Origin of the sequence: Streptomyces sp. NBC_00285, from assembly GCF_036174265.1 — a bacterium.
In the GTDB taxonomy this organism is placed as follows: domain Bacteria; phylum Actinomycetota; class Actinomycetes; order Streptomycetales; family Streptomycetaceae; genus Streptomyces.
This window is the reverse complement of sequence record NZ_CP108055.1, coordinates 2,224,832-2,241,594: the sequence shown is the minus strand read 5'-3', so window position 1 is coordinate 2,241,594 and position 16,763 is coordinate 2,224,832. Positions and strand designations below refer to the sequence as shown.

General features: G+C 70.2%; 13 protein-coding genes. 8 read left to right on the top strand and 5 right to left on the bottom strand.

Features of this window, described 5'->3' with window-relative positions:
• Positions 1-5 precede the first annotated feature (5 nt).
• Genes OHT57_RS10230 through OHT57_RS10220 form a run of 3 tightly spaced genes read right to left on the bottom strand, consistent with a single transcriptional unit; the run spans position 6 to position 4,947 of the window.
• On the bottom strand, positions 6-3,512 hold the full coding sequence (locus tag OHT57_RS10230; RefSeq protein ID WP_328745790.1) for a 5-oxoprolinase/urea amidolyase family protein: 3,507 nt from the start codon (positions 3,510-3,512) through the stop codon (positions 6-8).
• Positions 3,509-4,126 carry an urea amidolyase associated protein UAAP2 gene (locus tag OHT57_RS10225; RefSeq protein ID WP_328745789.1) on the bottom strand — a complete coding sequence of 206 codons (618 nt, stop codon included), beginning with the start codon at positions 4,124-4,126 and terminating at the stop codon, positions 3,509-3,511. The genes OHT57_RS10230 and OHT57_RS10225 overlap by 4 nt, the downstream gene beginning before the upstream one ends.
• Positions 4,123-4,947, bottom strand: coding sequence for an urea amidolyase associated protein UAAP1 (locus OHT57_RS10220; protein ID WP_328745788.1), 825 nt, complete (start codon positions 4,945-4,947; stop codon positions 4,123-4,125). The genes OHT57_RS10225 and OHT57_RS10220 overlap by 4 nt, the downstream gene beginning before the upstream one ends.
• Before the next feature lie 254 nt (positions 4,948-5,201).
• On the opposite strand from OHT57_RS10220, the gene OHT57_RS10215 reads away from it, so the two are divergent.
• The 6 genes from OHT57_RS10215 to OHT57_RS10190 all read left to right on the top strand — a co-directional run bounded on the left by OHT57_RS10215 (position 5,202) and on the right by OHT57_RS10190 (position 10,804).
• Entirely contained in the window at positions 5,202-5,840 is a 639-nt protein-coding gene (locus OHT57_RS10215; protein ID WP_328745787.1) for a TetR/AcrR family transcriptional regulator, read from the top strand.
• Positions 5,841-6,173: 333 nt separating this feature from the next.
• Positions 6,174-7,769, top strand: a complete 1,596-nt coding sequence (locus tag OHT57_RS10210; RefSeq protein ID WP_328745786.1) for a sensor histidine kinase — start codon at positions 6,174-6,176, stop codon at positions 7,767-7,769.
• Positions 7,766-8,173, top strand: a complete 408-nt coding sequence (locus OHT57_RS10205; protein WP_007380839.1) for a roadblock/LC7 domain-containing protein — start codon at positions 7,766-7,768, stop codon at positions 8,171-8,173. The genes OHT57_RS10210 and OHT57_RS10205 overlap by 4 nt, the downstream gene beginning before the upstream one ends.
• A complete protein-coding gene (locus tag OHT57_RS10200; RefSeq protein ID WP_328745784.1) occupies positions 8,170-8,592 on the top strand; it encodes a DUF742 domain-containing protein in 423 nt (140 codons plus the stop codon). Before OHT57_RS10205 ends, OHT57_RS10200 begins: the two co-directional genes overlap by 4 nt.
• The gene (locus OHT57_RS10195; RefSeq protein WP_328745783.1) at positions 8,573-9,193 is read left to right on the top strand and encodes a GTP-binding protein; all 621 of its coding nucleotides are present in this window, start codon (positions 8,573-8,575) and stop codon (positions 9,191-9,193) included. Before OHT57_RS10200 ends, OHT57_RS10195 begins: the two co-directional genes overlap by 20 nt.
• Before the next feature lie 123 nt (positions 9,194-9,316).
• Positions 9,317-10,804 (top strand): cytochrome P450, encoded by a 1,488-nt coding sequence (locus OHT57_RS10190; RefSeq protein ID WP_328745782.1) that lies wholly within the window; start codon positions 9,317-9,319, stop codon positions 10,802-10,804.
• A gap of 18 nt (positions 10,805-10,822) precedes the next feature.
• Here the strand turns inward: OHT57_RS10190 and OHT57_RS10185 are convergent, their stop codons facing one another.
• Positions 10,823-11,764, bottom strand: coding sequence for an RluA family pseudouridine synthase (locus tag OHT57_RS10185; RefSeq protein ID WP_328745781.1), 942 nt, complete (start codon positions 11,762-11,764; stop codon positions 10,823-10,825).
• A 780-nt stretch (positions 11,765-12,544) separates the two neighbouring features.
• On the opposite strand from OHT57_RS10185, the gene OHT57_RS10180 reads away from it, so the two are divergent.
• Complete coding sequence (locus OHT57_RS10180; protein WP_328745780.1) at positions 12,545-13,594, top strand: terpene synthase family protein; 1,050 nt, start codon at positions 12,545-12,547, stop codon at positions 13,592-13,594.
• Positions 13,595-13,652: 58 nt separating this feature from the next.
• A complete protein-coding gene (locus OHT57_RS10175) occupies positions 13,653-15,014 on the top strand; it encodes a cytochrome P450 (RefSeq protein WP_328745779.1) in 1,362 nt (453 codons plus the stop codon).
• 96 nt (positions 15,015-15,110) lie between these two features.
• On the opposite strand, the gene OHT57_RS10170 is transcribed toward OHT57_RS10175, so the two are convergent.
• Positions 15,111-16,691 (bottom strand): amino acid permease, encoded by a 1,581-nt coding sequence (locus OHT57_RS10170; protein ID WP_328745778.1) that lies wholly within the window; start codon positions 16,689-16,691, stop codon positions 15,111-15,113.
• Positions 16,692-16,763: the final 72 nt, after the last annotated feature.

The following is a 16,763-nucleotide window of genomic DNA, read 5'->3' as shown; positions in this document are numbered from 1 at the left end:
CTCTTTCACTGTGCGGACGGGGCCAGGACGAGCAGTGCCGTCCCCGCCTCGACCTGATCGCCGGGCCTCGCCAGGATCTCCGCGACCACGCCGTCCGTCGGCGCGTGCACCCTGGACTCCATCTTCATCGCCTCCAGGGCGAGGAGCGGCTGTCCGGCCGTCACCTCGTCACCCGGCTCGACGTTCAACTGCCATACGGAGGCGGCGAATTCGGCCTCGATCAGCTGACCGCCCGCAGGGACGGCCACCTCGGCCGGGGGGAGCGCCGGTGCGGACACCGCGTCGGCGCGCGCGAACTCTCCCGCCGCTTCCCACGCGTCCCGCTCCTGGGAGAAGGCGGACTGCTGGCGGCCTCTGAACTCCGCGATGGACTCGGCGTGTTCGCCGAGGAAGCCCTGGTACTCGGCGAGCGAGAAGGTGCCCTCCTCGATGCGGGGCACGAAACGGCCGGAGACGATGTCGGCGCGCAGCTCCAGCAGTTCGTCCGCGTCCACCGGATACCACTTGATGCGGTCGAAGAAGCGCAGCAGCCAGGGCGAGCCCGGCTCGAACGCGCCGCGCTGCTGCCAGCCCGACCACACCTGGGTCGTACGGCCGACGAACTGGTAGCCGCCGGGGCCCTCCATGCCGTAGACGCAGAGGTAGGCCCCACCGATGCCGACCGAGTTCTCGGCCGTCCAGGTGCGGGCCGGGTTGTACTTGGTGGTCACCAGGCGGTGCCGTGGGTCGAGCGGGGTGGCGACCGGGGCGCCCAGGTACACGTCCCCCAGGCCGAGGACGAGGTACTCGGCGTCGAAGACCGTGCGGTAGACGTCGTCCACCGAGTCCAGGCCGTTGACCCGGCGGATGAACTCGATGTTCCACGGGCACCAGGGCGCGTCGTCGCGGACGCCCGCCATGTAGCGGGCGATCGCCTCGCGGGTGGCCGGGTCGTCCCAGGAGAGGGGGAGGTGGACCGTGCGGGAGGGCACGACCAGCTCGTCGGACGGGGGGAGCGAGGTGGTGATCTCCCGTACGGCGGCGAGGAGTTCGTGTTGGGGCAGACGGCCGGGGTCGGTCTGGATCTGCAGTGAGCGGATGCCGGGGGTGAGGTCGGTGATGCCGTCCGGGCCCTGCTCGGTCACCGCTTCCATGAGCGCGTGGACGCGCATGCGGAGCGCCAGGTCGAGCTGCATGGACCCGAATTCGACCAGCAGGTTGTCGTCGCCGCTGCGCCGGTACGTCACGTCCCCGTCGCGGGCGAGGATCCCGCCGTCCACGATGGCCGGGCGGGGCCCGCCCGAGGTGTCCACCGGCATGAACCGCACGGTGTCACCCGGGCGCAGTTGGCCCAGTTTCCAGCGTTCGGCACTGATCACGGTCGCCGGGCACACGAAGCCGCCCAGCGAAGGGCCGTCCGGTCCGAGCAGCACCGGCATGTCACCCGTGTAGTCGACGGCGCCGACCGAGTAGGGCGTGTCGTGGATGTTGGACGGGTGCAGGCCGGCCTCGCCGCCGTCGGTGCGTGCCCAGCGCGGCTTCGGGCCGACCAGGCGGACACCGGTGCGGGCCGAGTTGAAGTGGACCTTCCAGTCGGCGGCGTAGAAGTCGTGGATGTCGTCCTCGGTGAAGAACTCCGGGGCGGCGTGCGGGCCTTCGACGGCGCCGATGTGCCAGGTGGAGGTGTAGGAAGGGCGGTCAGCGACGGCCGTCCCCTCGGCCTGACGGCCTCCGTGCAGCACGTCTCCCGTGCGCAGCGCCCGTCCGCCGTGCCCGCCGAAGCGGCCCAGCGTGAAGGTGCTCGCGCTGCCGAGGAAGGCCGGGACGTCGAGGCCGCCCGCGAAGAGGACGTAGGTCCGAAGGCCGTGCTCGGCCGGCGCGCCGACCGCCAGGACACCGCCCGCGGGCACGGTCACCGGCTCCCACTGCGCGACCGGTGTGCCGTCCACGGTGACCGGGGCCGGGGCGCCGGTCACACAGACCGTCGTGGGGTGGGAGAACCGCAACGACGGTCCCTGCAGGGTGCATTCGAGGCCGGGGGCGCCCTCGGGGTTGGCCAGGGCCGTGTTGCCGAGCCGGAAGGAACGGTCGTCCATCGGCCCGCACGGGGGCACGCCGACCTGCCAGTAGCCGGTGCGGCCGGGCCAGTCCTGCACGGTGGTGAGGGTGCCGCCGGCCACGACCTCGATGCGGGGGGTGGGGTCGGTCACCTCGCCGAGGGTCGCCGTGGAGTGGGCGGCCCTGGTGAAGTCGGCGTTCGTGAGCGCCGCCCGCACCAGACCCAGGTTGGTCTCGATGCCGTCGACGCGGGTGCGGGCCAGGGCCTCGTCGAGGCGCCGCAGCGCGTGGGCGCGGTCGGGGCCGTACGCGATGACCTTGGCGAGCATCGGGTCGTACGACGTCGTCACCTCGGTACCGGTCTCCACCCAGCCGTCGACACGCACCCCGGTGGGGAACTCGACCCGGGTCAACAGGCCCGCGCTGGGCCGGTGTTCACGGGAGGGGTCCTCGGCGTAGAGGCGGGCCTCGACGGCGTGACCGCGCGGGGTGCCGGGCTCACGCACGACGTCCCGCTCGCCCCGGGCCAGGCGGAGCATCCAGGCGACCAGGTCGACGCCGTAGATCTCCTCGGTGACCGGGTGCTCCACCTGGAGGCGGGTGTTGACCTCCAGGAAGTAGGCCTCCTCGCGGGCGTCGTCGTACACGAACTCGACGGTCCCGGCGGAGCGGTAGCCCACCGAGGCGCACAGGTCGCGTGCGCTGTCGGCGAGTTGAGCGCGAATGTGTACGGGGAGACCCGGTGCGGGCGCCTCCTCCAGGACCTTCTGGTTGCGGCGCTGGAGGGAGCAGTCGCGGTCGCCGAAGGTGACGACCCGGCCCTCGCCGTCGCCGAAGACCTGCACCTCGACATGGCGGGCGTGCTCGACGAGCCGTTCCAGGAAGACGCCTGCGGTGGAGAAGGAGGCGGCGGCGACGCGCTGCACCCGGTCCCAGGCGTCGGTGAGTTCGTCGGCGGAGCGACATGCCGACATGCCGATGCCGCCGCCACCGCCGGTGGCCTTGAGCATGACGGGATAGCCGACGACCGCCGCGGCTTCGAGGGCCGCTTCGAGCGAGGGCAGCAGTCCCGTGCCCGGCGCCAGAGGCACCCCGGCTGCCTGAGCCGCGGCCCGTGCCGTGTGCTTCGCGCCGAAGAGCTCCAGCTGGCCGGGGGTGGGGCCGACGAACACGATCCCGGCGTCCTCGCAGCGGCGGGCGAAGGCCGCGTCCTCGGACAGGAAGCCGTAGCCGGGGTGGATGGCGCCCGCGCCCGTGTCCTTGGCCGCCTTCAGGACCAGGTCGGTGTCGAGGTACGACTCCTTCGCGGGCGCCGGGCCGAGGCGTACGGCCGTGTCGGCGAGGCGGACATGGGGGGCGGCCCGGTCGGCGTCGGAGTACACCGCGACCGTGCGCAGGCCGAGTTCGCGGGCGGTGCGGATGATCCGGACCGCTATCTCGCCCCGGTTGGCGACCAGGAGGGTGTCGAAGGTCATGCGACGGCCCCGATCGTCATCTCCACGGGCGTCGGGTCGAAACCGTTGCAGGGGTTGTTGATCTGGGGGCAGTTGGAGACCAGGACGAGGACGTCCCGCTCGGCGCGCAGGACCAGGGAGAGCCCCGGGGCGGACAGGCCGTCGACGATGCCGAGGGTGCCGTCCTTCTCGACCGGGACGTTCATGTACCAGTTGATGTTGGAGACGAGGTCGCGCTTGCCGAGCCCGTACTTGGCGCCCTCGGCGAGGAAGTTGTCCACGCAGGCGTGCTGCGACCAGGTGTGATGGCCGTAGCGCAGGGTGTTCGACTCCTTGGAGCAGGCGCCGCCGACCGTGTCGTGGCGGCCCACGTCGTCGGCGGTGACCGTCATCAGCGGGGTGTGCTCGTTGGACATCAGCACACTGCCCGTGGTGAGGAAGATGCCGCCCTGCGCGTGGATGGTGTCGGGCGCGCTGTAACGGACCGACGTGTCATGGGCGTCGTAGACGAGGAAGTCGACGGCCTGGTTGCCGTACAGGTCGGTGATGGTGAGTGTCTCGCCCTCGCGGACGACGGCGGACCAGGCGGCGCGGGCCGGAACGACCGCCTTCGTGTGCGTCCCTTCGAGCTTCATGCGCGTCCCTTCGAGGCGAGGAAGTCAGCGGTGTTGAGGAAGGCGCGGCGACCCTCGGGGCCGGCGTCCCAGAGCGGGTCGCCGGGGCGGGTGGGGTCGGCCCGCCAGGCGAGCACCTCAAGGGGGGTGCTGACGTATGCGGGTCGGGGGTCCGCGGGGTGCGGGACGTTCGCGATCAGTACGGTCACGTCCTGTTCGGCGCGGAGGGTGACGCCGGCGCCGGGGCCCGCCGAGCCGGTGAAGTCGAGGGTGCCGTCCTCGTGTATCCGCACGCCCTGGAAGAAGGAGAGGGACGGGGGGAGGTCGCGAGGTTCGAGGCCGTTCTTCGCGGCCGCCAGTTTGAAGAGCTCGCGGCCGGCGGGGGAGGGGCTCTGGGGGGTGCCGTCGCCGTAGCGCTCGGTGTTGCGGACCAGGGTGGAGGTGCCGCACAGGGCGTCGTGGCGGCCGGAGGTGTCGGCGATGACGCTCGCGAGGACGCGGCCCTGGTCGGACAGCAGCAGCTGGTTCTCGCCGAGGTAGGCGTTCCACTGGACCTTGACCGTGTCGGCGACGTTCAGGCGCTCCCAAGGGCGGCCCTCCGCGAACAGCAGCAGGTGGGCGCAGGCGTCTCCGTGCAGGTCGGTGAGGCGGAGCTCGGTGCCGCGGGCGAGGACACGGTGGGTGTAGTTGCCGCCCGCGACCGTCTCCGCCCACACCAGGTGGCCCGCCTCGCACGGCGGGTCCGGCCAGTCGCCGGCCGGGACGACGGGCATGGCCTCGGCACGGGTGCCCTCCTGGGCCCGGGCGTGGTCGCGGGCTCCGTACGTGGTCTCTGTTGCCATGGCGGGCCTCCGGCTCCTGGGTTATTTCTGTCGCTTGACAGAAATTAGGTGCCGGGTGGGTCGCAGGGGTTGCCCGGGTGTTGCCGGTCGGTTACCGGGGGCTCACGGCGGTGGGGGATCGGCGGGCGTCTGCGGGTGCGGGGAGTCGGGGCATCCGTGTGACCGTGTGCCCGCGTGTCTCCGTGGCGGCCGTCCGGAGTACGCGTAGATCATCCGGAGAGTCCCGCCAGCCTCCATGTGCGAGGATCGAACGCATGGGTACGACACGTGGTGCGGAGTCCGGGCGGAGGGTCGGCCGGCCCCGGGCTGCTCGGCGGCCGGACAGCGGACTGGCGCCGCGTGAGGAACTCCTCGTCGCCGCGGCCGAGTTGTTCACCACCCTCGGATACGCCGCCACCAGCACCCGGGCCGTCGCCGAGCGCGCGGGCATGCGGCAGGCCTCCATGTACCACTATGTCTCCGGCAAGGAGGAACTCCTCGCCGAGCTCCTGGAGTCCACCGTCACGCCCTCGCTCGCGTACGCCCGTGAGCTGCTCGCCGACGACACGGTTCCGGCGGAGGACCGGCTGTGGGAGCTGTGTCGCGCGGACGCCGAGGTGCTGTGTGCCGGGCCGCACAACCTCGGCGGTCTCTACCTGCTGCCCGAGGTGCGTGCCGAGCGGTTCGCGGGGTTCCATGCCGTGCGTGCCGAACTCAAGGACGCCTACCGGCAGTTGATCGCTGCCACGGCCGCGGGCGGCGCGCTCGCCAAGGGTGGGCTCGATCTCCGCACCGACCTGCTGTTCGGCCTGATCGAGAGCGTCATCCTCATCCACCGCTCCGATCCCGACCGCACCGTCTCCGTGTTCGCGGAGGCCACCGCGGACGCCGCGCTGCGTATCGCCGGGGCCTGAACCGGAGGTTCGGGTCGACCCTGCACCGCTCTCCGGACAGTCGACCGCACCGCTGATCGGGACGCGGGCCGCTCCGGAAGGTGACCTTCACCCGTCACGGTGAGTGAGTTCCGTATGGCTGTTCTCCGTTACGTACCGTGTGCGAATGATGCCTCAGTGTGTAAATGGACTGAGGGTACTCCAGTCGCAATGCCCGTTTCAGGGCCTTGCTGAATATGACACGGCGTTGATCCGGTCGGACTAAGCTCGCCCGCAGCGCACCGAGTTGTTGTGTATTCGTGCGCTTGTTCCCTATATGTGCGACTACCCGTCGATACGTCTCAGAGGGCCCACATGGTGAGTGTTCAATCCCCCCCAGGACGCCGTGAACTTCCCTACGCGCGCGTACTGTTGCTGCCCGCCATAGTCATGGCTGCGGCGACCGGGGCCGCCGTCGCCGCGGTGACGGATCCGGCCAGGGCGGCCGTCGGCCTGTGCGGTGCCGTCGCCACACTGCTGGTGATCGCGGTGGGGGCCGAGGCGGTGCGGCGCGGTCGCGCGCTGCGGGACGTCCGCGTCGAACAGGCCCGTCACACGGCGTATCTGGAACAGCGGATCGCCCATCAGGACCAGGACATGACCCGCCTCGCCAAGGAGATCGCACCCGCGGCCCTGCACTGGATGCGCCGCGGGAATTCCCCCGGAGAGGTGATTCGCCGGCTCGGTGACATCGACCCGGCGTGGGGCGAACTGCCCGAGGCGCAGCAGCGGTTGCTGATGACGGTGCTCGACATCGTCGACACCGAGGAGGTCATGCGTGACGCCGCGCAGCGCTCCTTCGTGAACATCGCCCGCCGCGTCCAGGCCATCGTTCACCAACAGGCCAACGAACTGCGGGAGATGGAGGAGGACCACGGCCGCAACCCCGAGGTCTTCGACGACCTCCTGCGGATCGACCACGGCACCGCGCTGATCGGCCGCCTCGCCGACTCCATCTCCGTTCTCGGTGGCGGGCGCCCCGGCCGGCAGTGGCCCGAGCCCGTCGCGCTGTACAGCGTGCTGCGCGGCGCGATGTCCCGGATCCTGGAGTACCGGCGTATCGACCTGTCCTCGATCGCCAAGGTCAATGTCAAGGGCACCGCGGTCGAGCCCGTCATCCACGCCGCGGCCGAACTCCTCGACAACGCCACCCGGTACTCGCCGCCTCAGAGCAAGGTGCACGTCACCGCCACCGAGGTGCAGACCGGCGTCTGCATCGAGATCGAGGACGCCGGCGTCAGCCTCAGCGAGGAGGCCCGGCTGCGGGCCGAGGGCATGCTGGAGCGCGCCAGGGCCGGGGTGGACCTCCAGGACCTCGGCGAGTCGCCGCGCCTCGGTCTCGCCGTCGTGGGCCGCCTCTGCCAGGCGTACGACATGCAGGTCTCCCTGCGCGCCTCCGCGTACGGCGGGGTCCGCGCCATCCTCGTCGTGCCCAGCGACATGCTCACCGACGAGCCCGGCGTCGGACTCGCCCACGGCATCGGCGCCACCGCCGTGCCCAAGGCCGAACTCGGCGCCCTGCCCGGACCCAAGCGCACCATCAAGAGGCGCCGCCCCACCAGCCCCAAGTTCACGACGCCGGTCGCCATGGAGGACGACGTCCCCGAGGTGACCGAGTGGACCGCGAACGGGCTTCCGCAGCGCCGCAGCCGGGTCAAGACCCCGCTCGCCCAGCGCTACGCAGAGCAGGCCGAGGTCGAGCAGGCCGAGCGGGAAGGCCGCCCGAGCATCTGGTCGACGGCCCGCCGCGAGCCCGCACAGGAGCCGGAGCCGAAGCCGGACGACACCCCGCCGGGCCTGTGGGTCCAGGCGTTCATGGACGGCCTCAAGCGCCCCACCTCTTCCACAGTCACCCAGCCGACCGACGAACCGGCCCGTACCGAGGCCGAAGACGAGGGGAACCTCAAGTGATCCAGCAGCGAGGCAACTTCGACTGGATGCTCCAGGACCTCGCCAAAGGCGTACCGGGCATTCAGATGATCGTGGTGCTCTCCGCCGACGGCCTGCGCATCGCACGGCACGGCGGCGATCCGGACACCGCGGACCGTGTCGCGGCCGCATGCGCGGGCCTGCAGAGCCTGGCGGGCGCCGTCGCCGGGGAGATCCCGGGCAGCGACGGCAAGATGAAGATGGTCCTCATCGAGATCCACGGGGGCTACTTCTACCTGATGGCCGCCGGCCCGAACGCCTATCTCGCGGTGCTCTCCGACATCATCACCGAACCCGGCCACATGAGCGCCCGCATGAGCGATCTGGTCGTCCGTATCGGCGCGCACCTCACCAGTCCGCCCCGACGCAACGGGCAGACCGTATGACTCCTCCGCAACGCCGACGGCGACACCCCAAAGCCAGTCCGGAACCGGCACCGAAACCCGCGCAGGAGGGCCAGGATCCCCCCGAGGGACCGAAGAAGAACCCCGAGCGCCTGTACGTCATCACCTGTCCCGACGGGGCGGAGCGCTCGGAGCTCGACCTGGTCACGTTAATCGTGGCGCACGCCGATCCGCCGCCCTCCGCCACGCCTGAGCAGGCGGCGCTGCTCAGGCTCTGTACGGCACCCCTGTCCGTGGCCGAACTGTCCGCCTATCTCAGCCTGCCGTTCAGCGTGGTGACCGTCCTGCTCACCGAGCTGCTGACGGCCGAACTGGTGACGGCGCGCGCCCCGGTCATCCGCCAGGCGCTGGCCGACCGTTCCCTCCTCGAAGCGGTGATGCATGGACTTCAAAGGCTCTGACACGATTCCCGGTCCGCGAACCGAGGACCATCTCCCGCAGACCGCGCAGGCCGCGGTGAAGATCGTCATCGTGGGCGGCTTCGGCGTCGGCAAGACGACCATGGTCGGTTCCGTCAGCGAGATCAAACCGCTGACCACCGAGGAGACCATGACGCAGGCGGGCGTCGGGGTCGACGACAACTACGGTTCCGAGTCCAAGACGGCCACCACCGTGGCGATGGACTTCGGCCGCATCAGCATCACCGAGCAGCTGGTGCTCTACCTCTTCGGCACCCCGGGCCAGGAACGCTTCTGGTTCCTGTGGAACGGCCTGTTCGAGGGCGCCCTCGGCGCGGTCGTGCTGGTCGACACCCGGCGTCTGGAGGTCAGCTTCGACGTCATGGGGCGCCTGGAGGAGCGCGGGGTGCCGTTCGTCGTCGCCGTCAACTCCTTCCCGGACGGCCCCCGTCACGACTTCGAGGAACTGCGTACCGCGCTCGACCTCAGCCCGGAGATCCCCATCGTGGAATGCGACGCCCGCCGCCGCGCCTCCAGCAGGGACGTCCTGATGACGCTGCTGCGGTTCCTGCACTCCCTGACGACGGAGAAGGCCCCCGCGTGAACCGCGGACCGGCCGAGCCGTGCAGCCGCTCCGGTTCCTTCGCGGGACACGGCGCGCACCGGCGTTCCCCGCACGACCTCATTCCCTGTACAGCAGATCCACTTCAGTTTCGGAGCGATCATCGTGACGTCTGAATCCCTGTTCCCGGCCGGTACGGGCAACCCCACGGCCGTCCCGCCCCCGGGCTGCCCCGCGCATGCCATCGGGCCCGGCGGACTGCGCCGACTGTACGGTCCCGAGGCGGAGGACCTCGGAGCCGTGTACGAGACGCTCCGCGCCGAGCACGGTTCCGTTGCTCCCGCGCTGCTTCACGACGACGTGCCGATCTGGGTGGTGCTCGGCCACAGCGAGAACATGCACATGGTGCGCACCCCCTCGCAGTTCTGCCGTGACACCCGGCAGTGGAGCGCGCTGCAGGACGGCACCGTCAAGCCCGATCACCCGCTCATGCCGCACATCGCGTGGCAACCCATCTGCTGCCACGCCGAGGGCAACGAGCATCTGCGGCTGCGCGGCGCGGTCACCGGCGCCATGTCGACCATCGACCACCGGGGCATCCGCCGCTACGCCAACCGCGCGACCCAGCACCTCGTCAACAAGTTCTGCGGGAACGGCAGGGCCGACCTGGTCAGCCAGTTCGCCGAGCACCTGCCGATGGCGGTGATGTGCGAGATCCTCGGCATGCCCGAGGAGTACGACGAACGGATCGTGCAGGCCGCCCGCGACATGCTCAAGGGCACCGAGACCGCCATCGCCAGCAACGCCTACATCATGGACGCCCTGACGCGGCTCACCGTCCGCCGTCGGGCCGAACCCGAGGAGGACTTCACCAGCCACCTGATCAACCACCCGGCACGGCTCACCGACGAGGAGATCAGTCAGCACCTGCGCGTCGTCCTGATCGCCGCGTACGAGACGACCGCCAACCTCCTGGCCAACGTGTTGCGGGTGGTGCTCACCGACCCGCGGTTCCGTGCCCAGCTCAACGGCGGCCAGATGACGGTGCCCGAGGCCGTCGAGCAGTCCCTGTGGGACGAGCCGCCGTTCAGCACGATCCTGCCCTACATCGCCAAGCAGGACACGGAGTTGGGCGGCCAGCGCATCCGCACGGGCGACGCCCTCCTCTTCGGTATCGCGCCGGGCAACGTCGACCCGCGCGTCCGTCCCGACCTCAAGGCCAACATGCAGGGCAACCGCTCCCACCTCGCCTTCGGCGGCGGCCCCCACGAATGCCCGGGCCAGGACATCGGCCGTGCCATCGCGGATGTCGGCGTCGACGCGCTGCTGACCCGGCTCCCGGACGTCGAACTCGCCGGCTACGAAGACGAACTGAGCTGGCGGTCGTTCATTCTGAACCGGCATCTGGTGGAGCTGCCGGTGAAGTTCGAGCCGAAGCCGCAGCAGGACGTCACGCTGCTGCCCTCGATCAACCCGGTGCCGCTGCAGCGCGCGGACAACTGGCAGGTCGGCACGGTACGGACGGAGTCGCCCGCTCCTCAGCCCACGGTGCCGGAGCCGGAGCCGACCATCGAGACCCCGACGGTGGTGCCCGAACCGGCCGGCCGGCCGAACGTGTTCCGGCGTCTCCTGAACTGGTGGCGCGGGGAGTGAGCCGACCGGGGCGTCGGGCTATCGGGCCCACTCGTCGTACGACGACCAGGCCGGCAGGACGCGCGGACTCGCGAACCGGTGCTCGAGCCCGGTGATCGGATCGGTGAACTCCAGTGTCCGCGCGAGGAGTTGGAGCGGACGCCGGAAGTCGCCGGCCGGCCCGGGGTCGGCCACCACCGGATACAGGGGATCACCGAGGATCGGCACTCCCAGAGCGCTCATGTGCACCCTCAGCTGATGCGTCTGCCCGGTACGCGGTGTCAACCGGTACCGGGCGCGCCCGCTTCGGTGCTCCAGCAACTCGACCCGGCTGACGGCGTTGGGCTCGCCCTCGACCTCGCGGGCCGCCAGCACCCCGCGCTCCTTGAGGATGCGGCTGCGCACGGTGCGCGGCAGCTCCAGCGCGGGGTCGTACCCGGCGACGGCCTCGTACACCTTCGTGACCTGCTTGTCGCGGAACAGTGCCTGGTACGCGCCGCGCTCCTCGGGGCGTACGACGAACAGCACCAGCCCGGCCGTCAGCCGGTCCAGCCGGTGCGCAGCGCCGAGAGCCGGGACATCCAGCTCCCGCCGCAGCCGCGCCAGGGCGGTCTCGGCGACATGGCTGCCGCGCGGGGTGGTGGCCAGGAAATGCGGCTTGTCGGCCACCACCACGTGCTCGTCCCGGTAGACGACCTCGACCGGGAAGGGCACCTGTTCCTCGTCGGGAAGGTCCCGGTGGAACCACACGAACATCCCCGGGGCGTACGCCATGTCCCGCGGCACCGGACATCCTGCGACGTCCACGATCCGTCCCGCTTCGATCATGCCGTCGATCACTCCGGCTCCGGCCGCCAGCCGCGCCACGAGATGATCACGTACGGTCGCCCAGGCCTCCCCGGGAGGCAGTCTCAGACGCACCGGGTCCACCCCGTCGCGCTGCGGCAGGGGAGAGGGCGGAGGCGGTGTGCGGCGTCTCATCACGATCAAGGGTAAGAGGCGGAACCGACAGCGGGGGAGGGGCGCGGTGCGAGGCGGGGCCTCTCACACCGTTCAGCGCCCCTGTGCTCCGGCTCAGCGCCCCGGACTCCGGCGCACCAGCGCGTTCAGTGGTGTACGCGTTCGACTCGCCCGTCGGTGCGATTGCGTGATCACCTTCGCGCTCCCGTGCGCCCCCACGCGATCACTTGTAGGTGCGTGAGGGCCTTGCGTCTACTGGGAGTCGTCCGCGCCACTCCATGGTCCTGTCTCGCGGGAGTCGCCATGGTCATCGCTCAGCTGCCAGCCTCCCCTCTCGACTTCCCCCGGATTCATCCGATGCCGTGTGTCCTGTGCGGGTGCACGGTCGACGGCCGCGGTGGTCCGGAACAGCCGTCCGGTGGTCCGGACCTCGGCCGATCCGGCCCGCCGAGCGGTCATTGTCGTTCCGGCGGCCGTCCGGTCGGGCATTGACACCCTCGCGGCCGGATCGACGGCGCCCACTTCCGATGGGGACCGAACTGCGATGTGATTAAAGGGCGTACGACTTGAGCCGGCGCGTTCAGTTCGCGCCGTCACGGAAGGGGGAACCCATGCCGTCGCCCACCGTGGACGTCCGCTCGGAGGCCTCCCGTGAGCGGCCGCGCCAACAGTGCGGACGGCGACGTCCTCGCGCGGCCCCGCTCGCCCAGCAGCTCTCCGGATTCTCCCCGCGAGAACCGACAACCTCCCAACCATCAGCCCGCGTCAGTCAGTTCCGGCGCGACAGACTTGGAGGACCCAGTGCTCGCCACGATTCCGACGTATGCGGAGCCAACCCCGCCGGCCGTCAGCCCTTACGCCCAAAGGATCGAGGAATACGTCCACTCACTCGGGTGGAGCCTCGGGCTGACAGAGACAGAGGGTGGCCGGGAGCGGCTGGGGGCGGGTTACGGGAACTTTGTCGCCTGGACCTATCCGGAAGCCTCGTTCCGCGATCTCTGTCTCTGCGCGGAATGGCTTTTCTTCACCTTCATCCTGGACGACCTGCACACGCTGAAGGTCTATGACGCTCCGGAAGCCTGGGTGCCGGTCCACCGCCGCCTGATGGACATCATCACCGACGGAGAAGACCCCGCCCCGCCACGGGAACGAACTCCTTTCACCAAGGCGCTCACCCATCTGTCCATTCGCACCCGCGAAAGGCTTTCGCCAGGGCTGCGCGGGCGGCTGAACCGGCACCTGGACCTGTTCTTCCAGGGATTCGCCGAGGAATCCGCGAACCGGTTCCGTGGCACTCCCCCCGGGATCGACAGTTTCACCCATACCAGGCGACTCTCCGTGGGTATGGAGTTCGGCTTCGATCTCGTCGAACTCAGCCAGCGGGTCGAGGTGCCTCAGGACATATACGAGACAAGCCTGTTCAGGGAGATCGTCGACGCCGCGAGCGATGTGGTCGCGTGGCAGAACGACCTGCACTCCATTCACCTGGACAAGCGGCGCGGTGACTTCCACAACGTGGTCATCGTCATGCAGCACGCCGACAAAATGTCCTTCCAGGAAGCCGTCGACGTGACCGTCGCCAAGGTGCAGGAGCGAGTGGCCGACTTCCTGGCGGCGGAGGAGCAGTTGTTGCCCTTCCTGACGGGCCGTGGCGTACCGCGCGGCGCCTGCGAGGACATTCTGCGGGTCACTGCCGGAATGCGGCAGTGGACGAACGGATGCCTGCACTGGTACCGGAACACCACCCGTTATGTGATCCCCACCGCGTCGGGTGAGCTGGATCAACAGCACGACCACCTGCAGGTGTTGCTCCCGAGCCTGGACGACGTACCCCACCAGAGTTGTGGTTGACCAGCCGCTCCACGATCCCGGCACCATCCTCGATCGACGAGAAGGGGAACAACGCGCTATGGCCAAGAACCATGGAGGCATCACCCGCGCTCCGGGGGCACTGCCGGTCGTCGGACATCTCTTCCCGCTGCTGCGTGACCCGCTGCGTTTCCTGAACACCCTTCCTGCCCACGGCGATCTGGTGCAGATCCGGCTCGGGCCGCAGACGGCCGTCGTGGTCTGCAAGCCCGAACTCGTTCAGCAGGTCCTGCTGAACGACCGAATATATGACAAAGGCGGCCCCATCATAGAGCGGGTCGGAAACGCGCTCGGGGACGGCATCGCCTCCTGCCCGCACAGTGCGCACCGGCGCCAACGACGCAGCTTGCAGCCGGCTTTCTCACGCACGTGCCTGCGTGAGTACGCCGACATCATGACCGACCGGATCGATACGCTCACCACCGGCTGGAGCGACGGGCAGACCATCGAAGTGGGCGAGCAGATGTACGCCCTCGCGAGTGACACCATCGCCCGGACGCTGTTCACGGCCGAAGCGGCGGCGCCCGCTGTGGACACCGTGAGCGCCTGCCTCCCGGACATCTTCCGAGGCATCTACCAGCAGGCTGTCCTCCCGCCGCTGCTGCGCCGTCTGCCCCTTCCGTCGAACGTCCGCTACGAACAGGCCCGCAACCGGGCGTGGGCCGCGGTCAGCAAGACCATCAGCCTGTACCGACAGGACGGTGAGGCCCACGGCGACGTCCTGTCGATGCTCCTCGCGACGCGTGACGACGCGGGAGAGGGCCTCGGCGACGCGGAGATCCACGCCCAGATCATGACGCTGCTCGTCGCCGGCATCGACACCACCGCGGTGGCCCTCACCTGGGCCGTCCATCTCCTGTCCCAACACCCCGATGTCCAGGAGCGACTGCGCGCCGAGACGGCCGAGGTCCTCGGTGCCCGAACCGCCACCTGGGACGATCTCCCCCGGCTCGACCTGGCACGCAGGGTCATCACGGAGACCCTGCGCCTGTATCCCCCCGGGTGGATCTTCACTCGGACGACCAGTGCCGAAGCCCGGCTGGCGGACGCCGTGATCCCGCCCGGGACCACCCTCGTCTACAGCCCGTACCTCATTCACCACGACGCACGGTTCAATCCGCGGCCCGACAGTTTCGATCCCGACCGATGGCTTCCGGAGCAGGAACACGAGCGAGGCACACTCATCCCGTTCGGGGGCGGTGCCCGCAAGTGCCTCGGCGACAACTACGCGATGACCCTGGCGACACTGGCCCTGTCCACGATCGTGACCCACTGGCGACTCGCGCGCGGTGGCCTTCAGGAGCCGACCATCGAACCCCGTATGACCCTGACCCCTCACAGGGTCCAGGTCCGGGTGGAGGGCCTGAGGAGTGAGCAGGCGGCTGAGAGCGTCCGCCAGTAGGCCACGGACTCGGTGGTGCGGGCGGCTGCCGTCGCCGGTCCGTCCGGACTCCGCCCTTCCGCCCGGGTCGGGGTGAAGGGCGGAGCCGTGCCCCCGCTACGGCTGTGGAACCGATGCCGCAGGAGGCACAGGGAGTGCCGTCTCCGGCGCGGCGTGCCCTCGTCGTGACCCCCAGAGCCGGTACAGGGCTCCGAGTCCGACCGTGACCACCAGGAACAGCACCGTGAACCACTGGAAGTACCAGTGCCCGCCCGCCGGGTCGTACACCTCCGCCCGGGGCCAGGCCAGGTTGACGGTCATGAGGAGGCCGTAGAGCAGGGCCAGGGCGTTGACCGGGATGCCCCAGCGGCCCAGGGAGAAGAGGCGGGCGCCTGTCTCGTCGGTGCCCTCCGAGGTGAACTCGCCTCGTATGCGCCGGATCAGCAGCGGCCCGGTGACCATCGCGTACGCCAGGTACAGCATCACGATGCACGTCGTGCCGATGGCCAGGAACGCCTCGGGGGACGCGAAGTTGAGCAGGAGCAGGGCGGCGGCGAGGACGCCGACGGCGAGTGCGGGCGCGGTGGGCATGCCCGTGCGGGGGTTCACGCGCGAGAGGCGGGCGCCGAACGGGAGCCGGCCGTCGCGGGCCATGGAGAAGAGCATGCGGCAGGCCGCCGTCTGGATGGCCAGGGTGGCCACCGCGATCGCCACCACCACGTCGGCCAGCAGGACCTTGCCGACCCCGTCGCCGAGGCTGCTCGTGAGGACGTAGCTGAGGCCGTCGACCGACAGGTGGCCGTCGCTGAGGCTGGGGGCCGCCAGCAGGCCGGCCAGGACGATGAGGCCGCCGAGGAGGCCGGCCGCGGCGAGTGCGGTGAGGATCGTGCGGGGTGCGGTGCGGCGCGGGTCGCGGGTCTCCTCGCTCATCTCGCCCGCGCTGTCGAAGCCGATCATCACGTAAGCCGCCGTGAAGGAGCCGACGAGCAGGGCGCCGAGCAGGCCCGACTGGGCCGCGCCCGTGGTGTGGAAGGTGATCGTGGGCGTCCGCTCGGAGTGGGTGAGCAGCAGCACGATGATGAGGACCGCGCCGATGATCTCGGCGGTGACGCCGACCCGGTTGATCAGGGACATCACCCGGTTGTCGACGACGTTCACGACGGTCGTGAGGACCAGCAGGATCACGCCGAGGACCGCCGCGTTCGCCGCGCCGTCCGCCGACGTGGGCGCCGGGTCGGTGCCGATCAGCTGGAAGCCCGGCCAGATCGCCGGCAGCACCATCTGCAGGGCCAGCGCGGCCGCTCCGACGACCACGATCTGGCCGATCACCATGATCCAGCCGGCGAACCAGCCGAAGGTGGCGTTGGAGAGCCGGGACGACCACTGGTAGATCGCGCCGGAGATGGGGTAGCGCGCCGCCAGTTCCGCGAAGCACGCCGCCACCAGCAACTGCCCGGCCAGCACGATCGGCCAGGCCCAGAAGAAGACGGGGCCGCCGAACGCGTACCCGAAGGCGAAGAACTGGAAGACGGTCGTCAGGACCGAGATGAAGGAGAACCCCGCCGCGAAGGACGCGTACCGGCCCAGGCTGCGGTGCAGCTCCTGGGGGTAGCCGAACTCGGCGAGGGAGCGGTCGTCGGAGGGGGCGGAGGAGTGCGGGGGATCGGGGCGGACGTCGGAGGGGGTGGTCGTCGTCACGGCGGCACCTGCCTTGGGCGCGGAATTCCTGTCGGGTGACAGAAATTAGGGAGAGGCTGTTTCGGGTGCGTG

Coding starts and splice junctions, on each gene's coding strand:
- OHT57_RS10230 (WP_328745790.1), bottom strand. CDS start 3,512: ATGACCTTCGACACCCTCCTGGTCGCCAACCGGGGCGAGATAGCGGTC.
- OHT57_RS10225 (WP_328745789.1), bottom strand. CDS start 4,126: ATGAAGCTCGAAGGGACGCACACGAAGGCGGTCGTTCCGGCCCGCGCC.
- OHT57_RS10220 (WP_328745788.1), bottom strand. CDS start 4,947: ATGGCAACAGAGACCACGTACGGAGCCCGCGACCACGCCCGGGCCCAG.
- OHT57_RS10215 (WP_328745787.1), top strand. CDS start 5,202: ATGGGTACGACACGTGGTGCGGAGTCCGGGCGGAGGGTCGGCCGGCCC.
- OHT57_RS10210 (WP_328745786.1), top strand. CDS start 6,174: ATGGTGAGTGTTCAATCCCCCCCAGGACGCCGTGAACTTCCCTACGCG.
- OHT57_RS10200 (WP_328745784.1), top strand. CDS start 8,170: ATGACTCCTCCGCAACGCCGACGGCGACACCCCAAAGCCAGTCCGGAA.
- OHT57_RS10195 (WP_328745783.1), top strand. CDS start 8,573: ATGGACTTCAAAGGCTCTGACACGATTCCCGGTCCGCGAACCGAGGAC.
- OHT57_RS10185 (WP_328745781.1), bottom strand. CDS start 11,764: ATGAGACGCCGCACACCGCCTCCGCCCTCTCCCCTGCCGCAGCGCGAC.
- OHT57_RS10175 (WP_328745779.1), top strand. CDS start 13,653: ATGGCCAAGAACCATGGAGGCATCACCCGCGCTCCGGGGGCACTGCCG.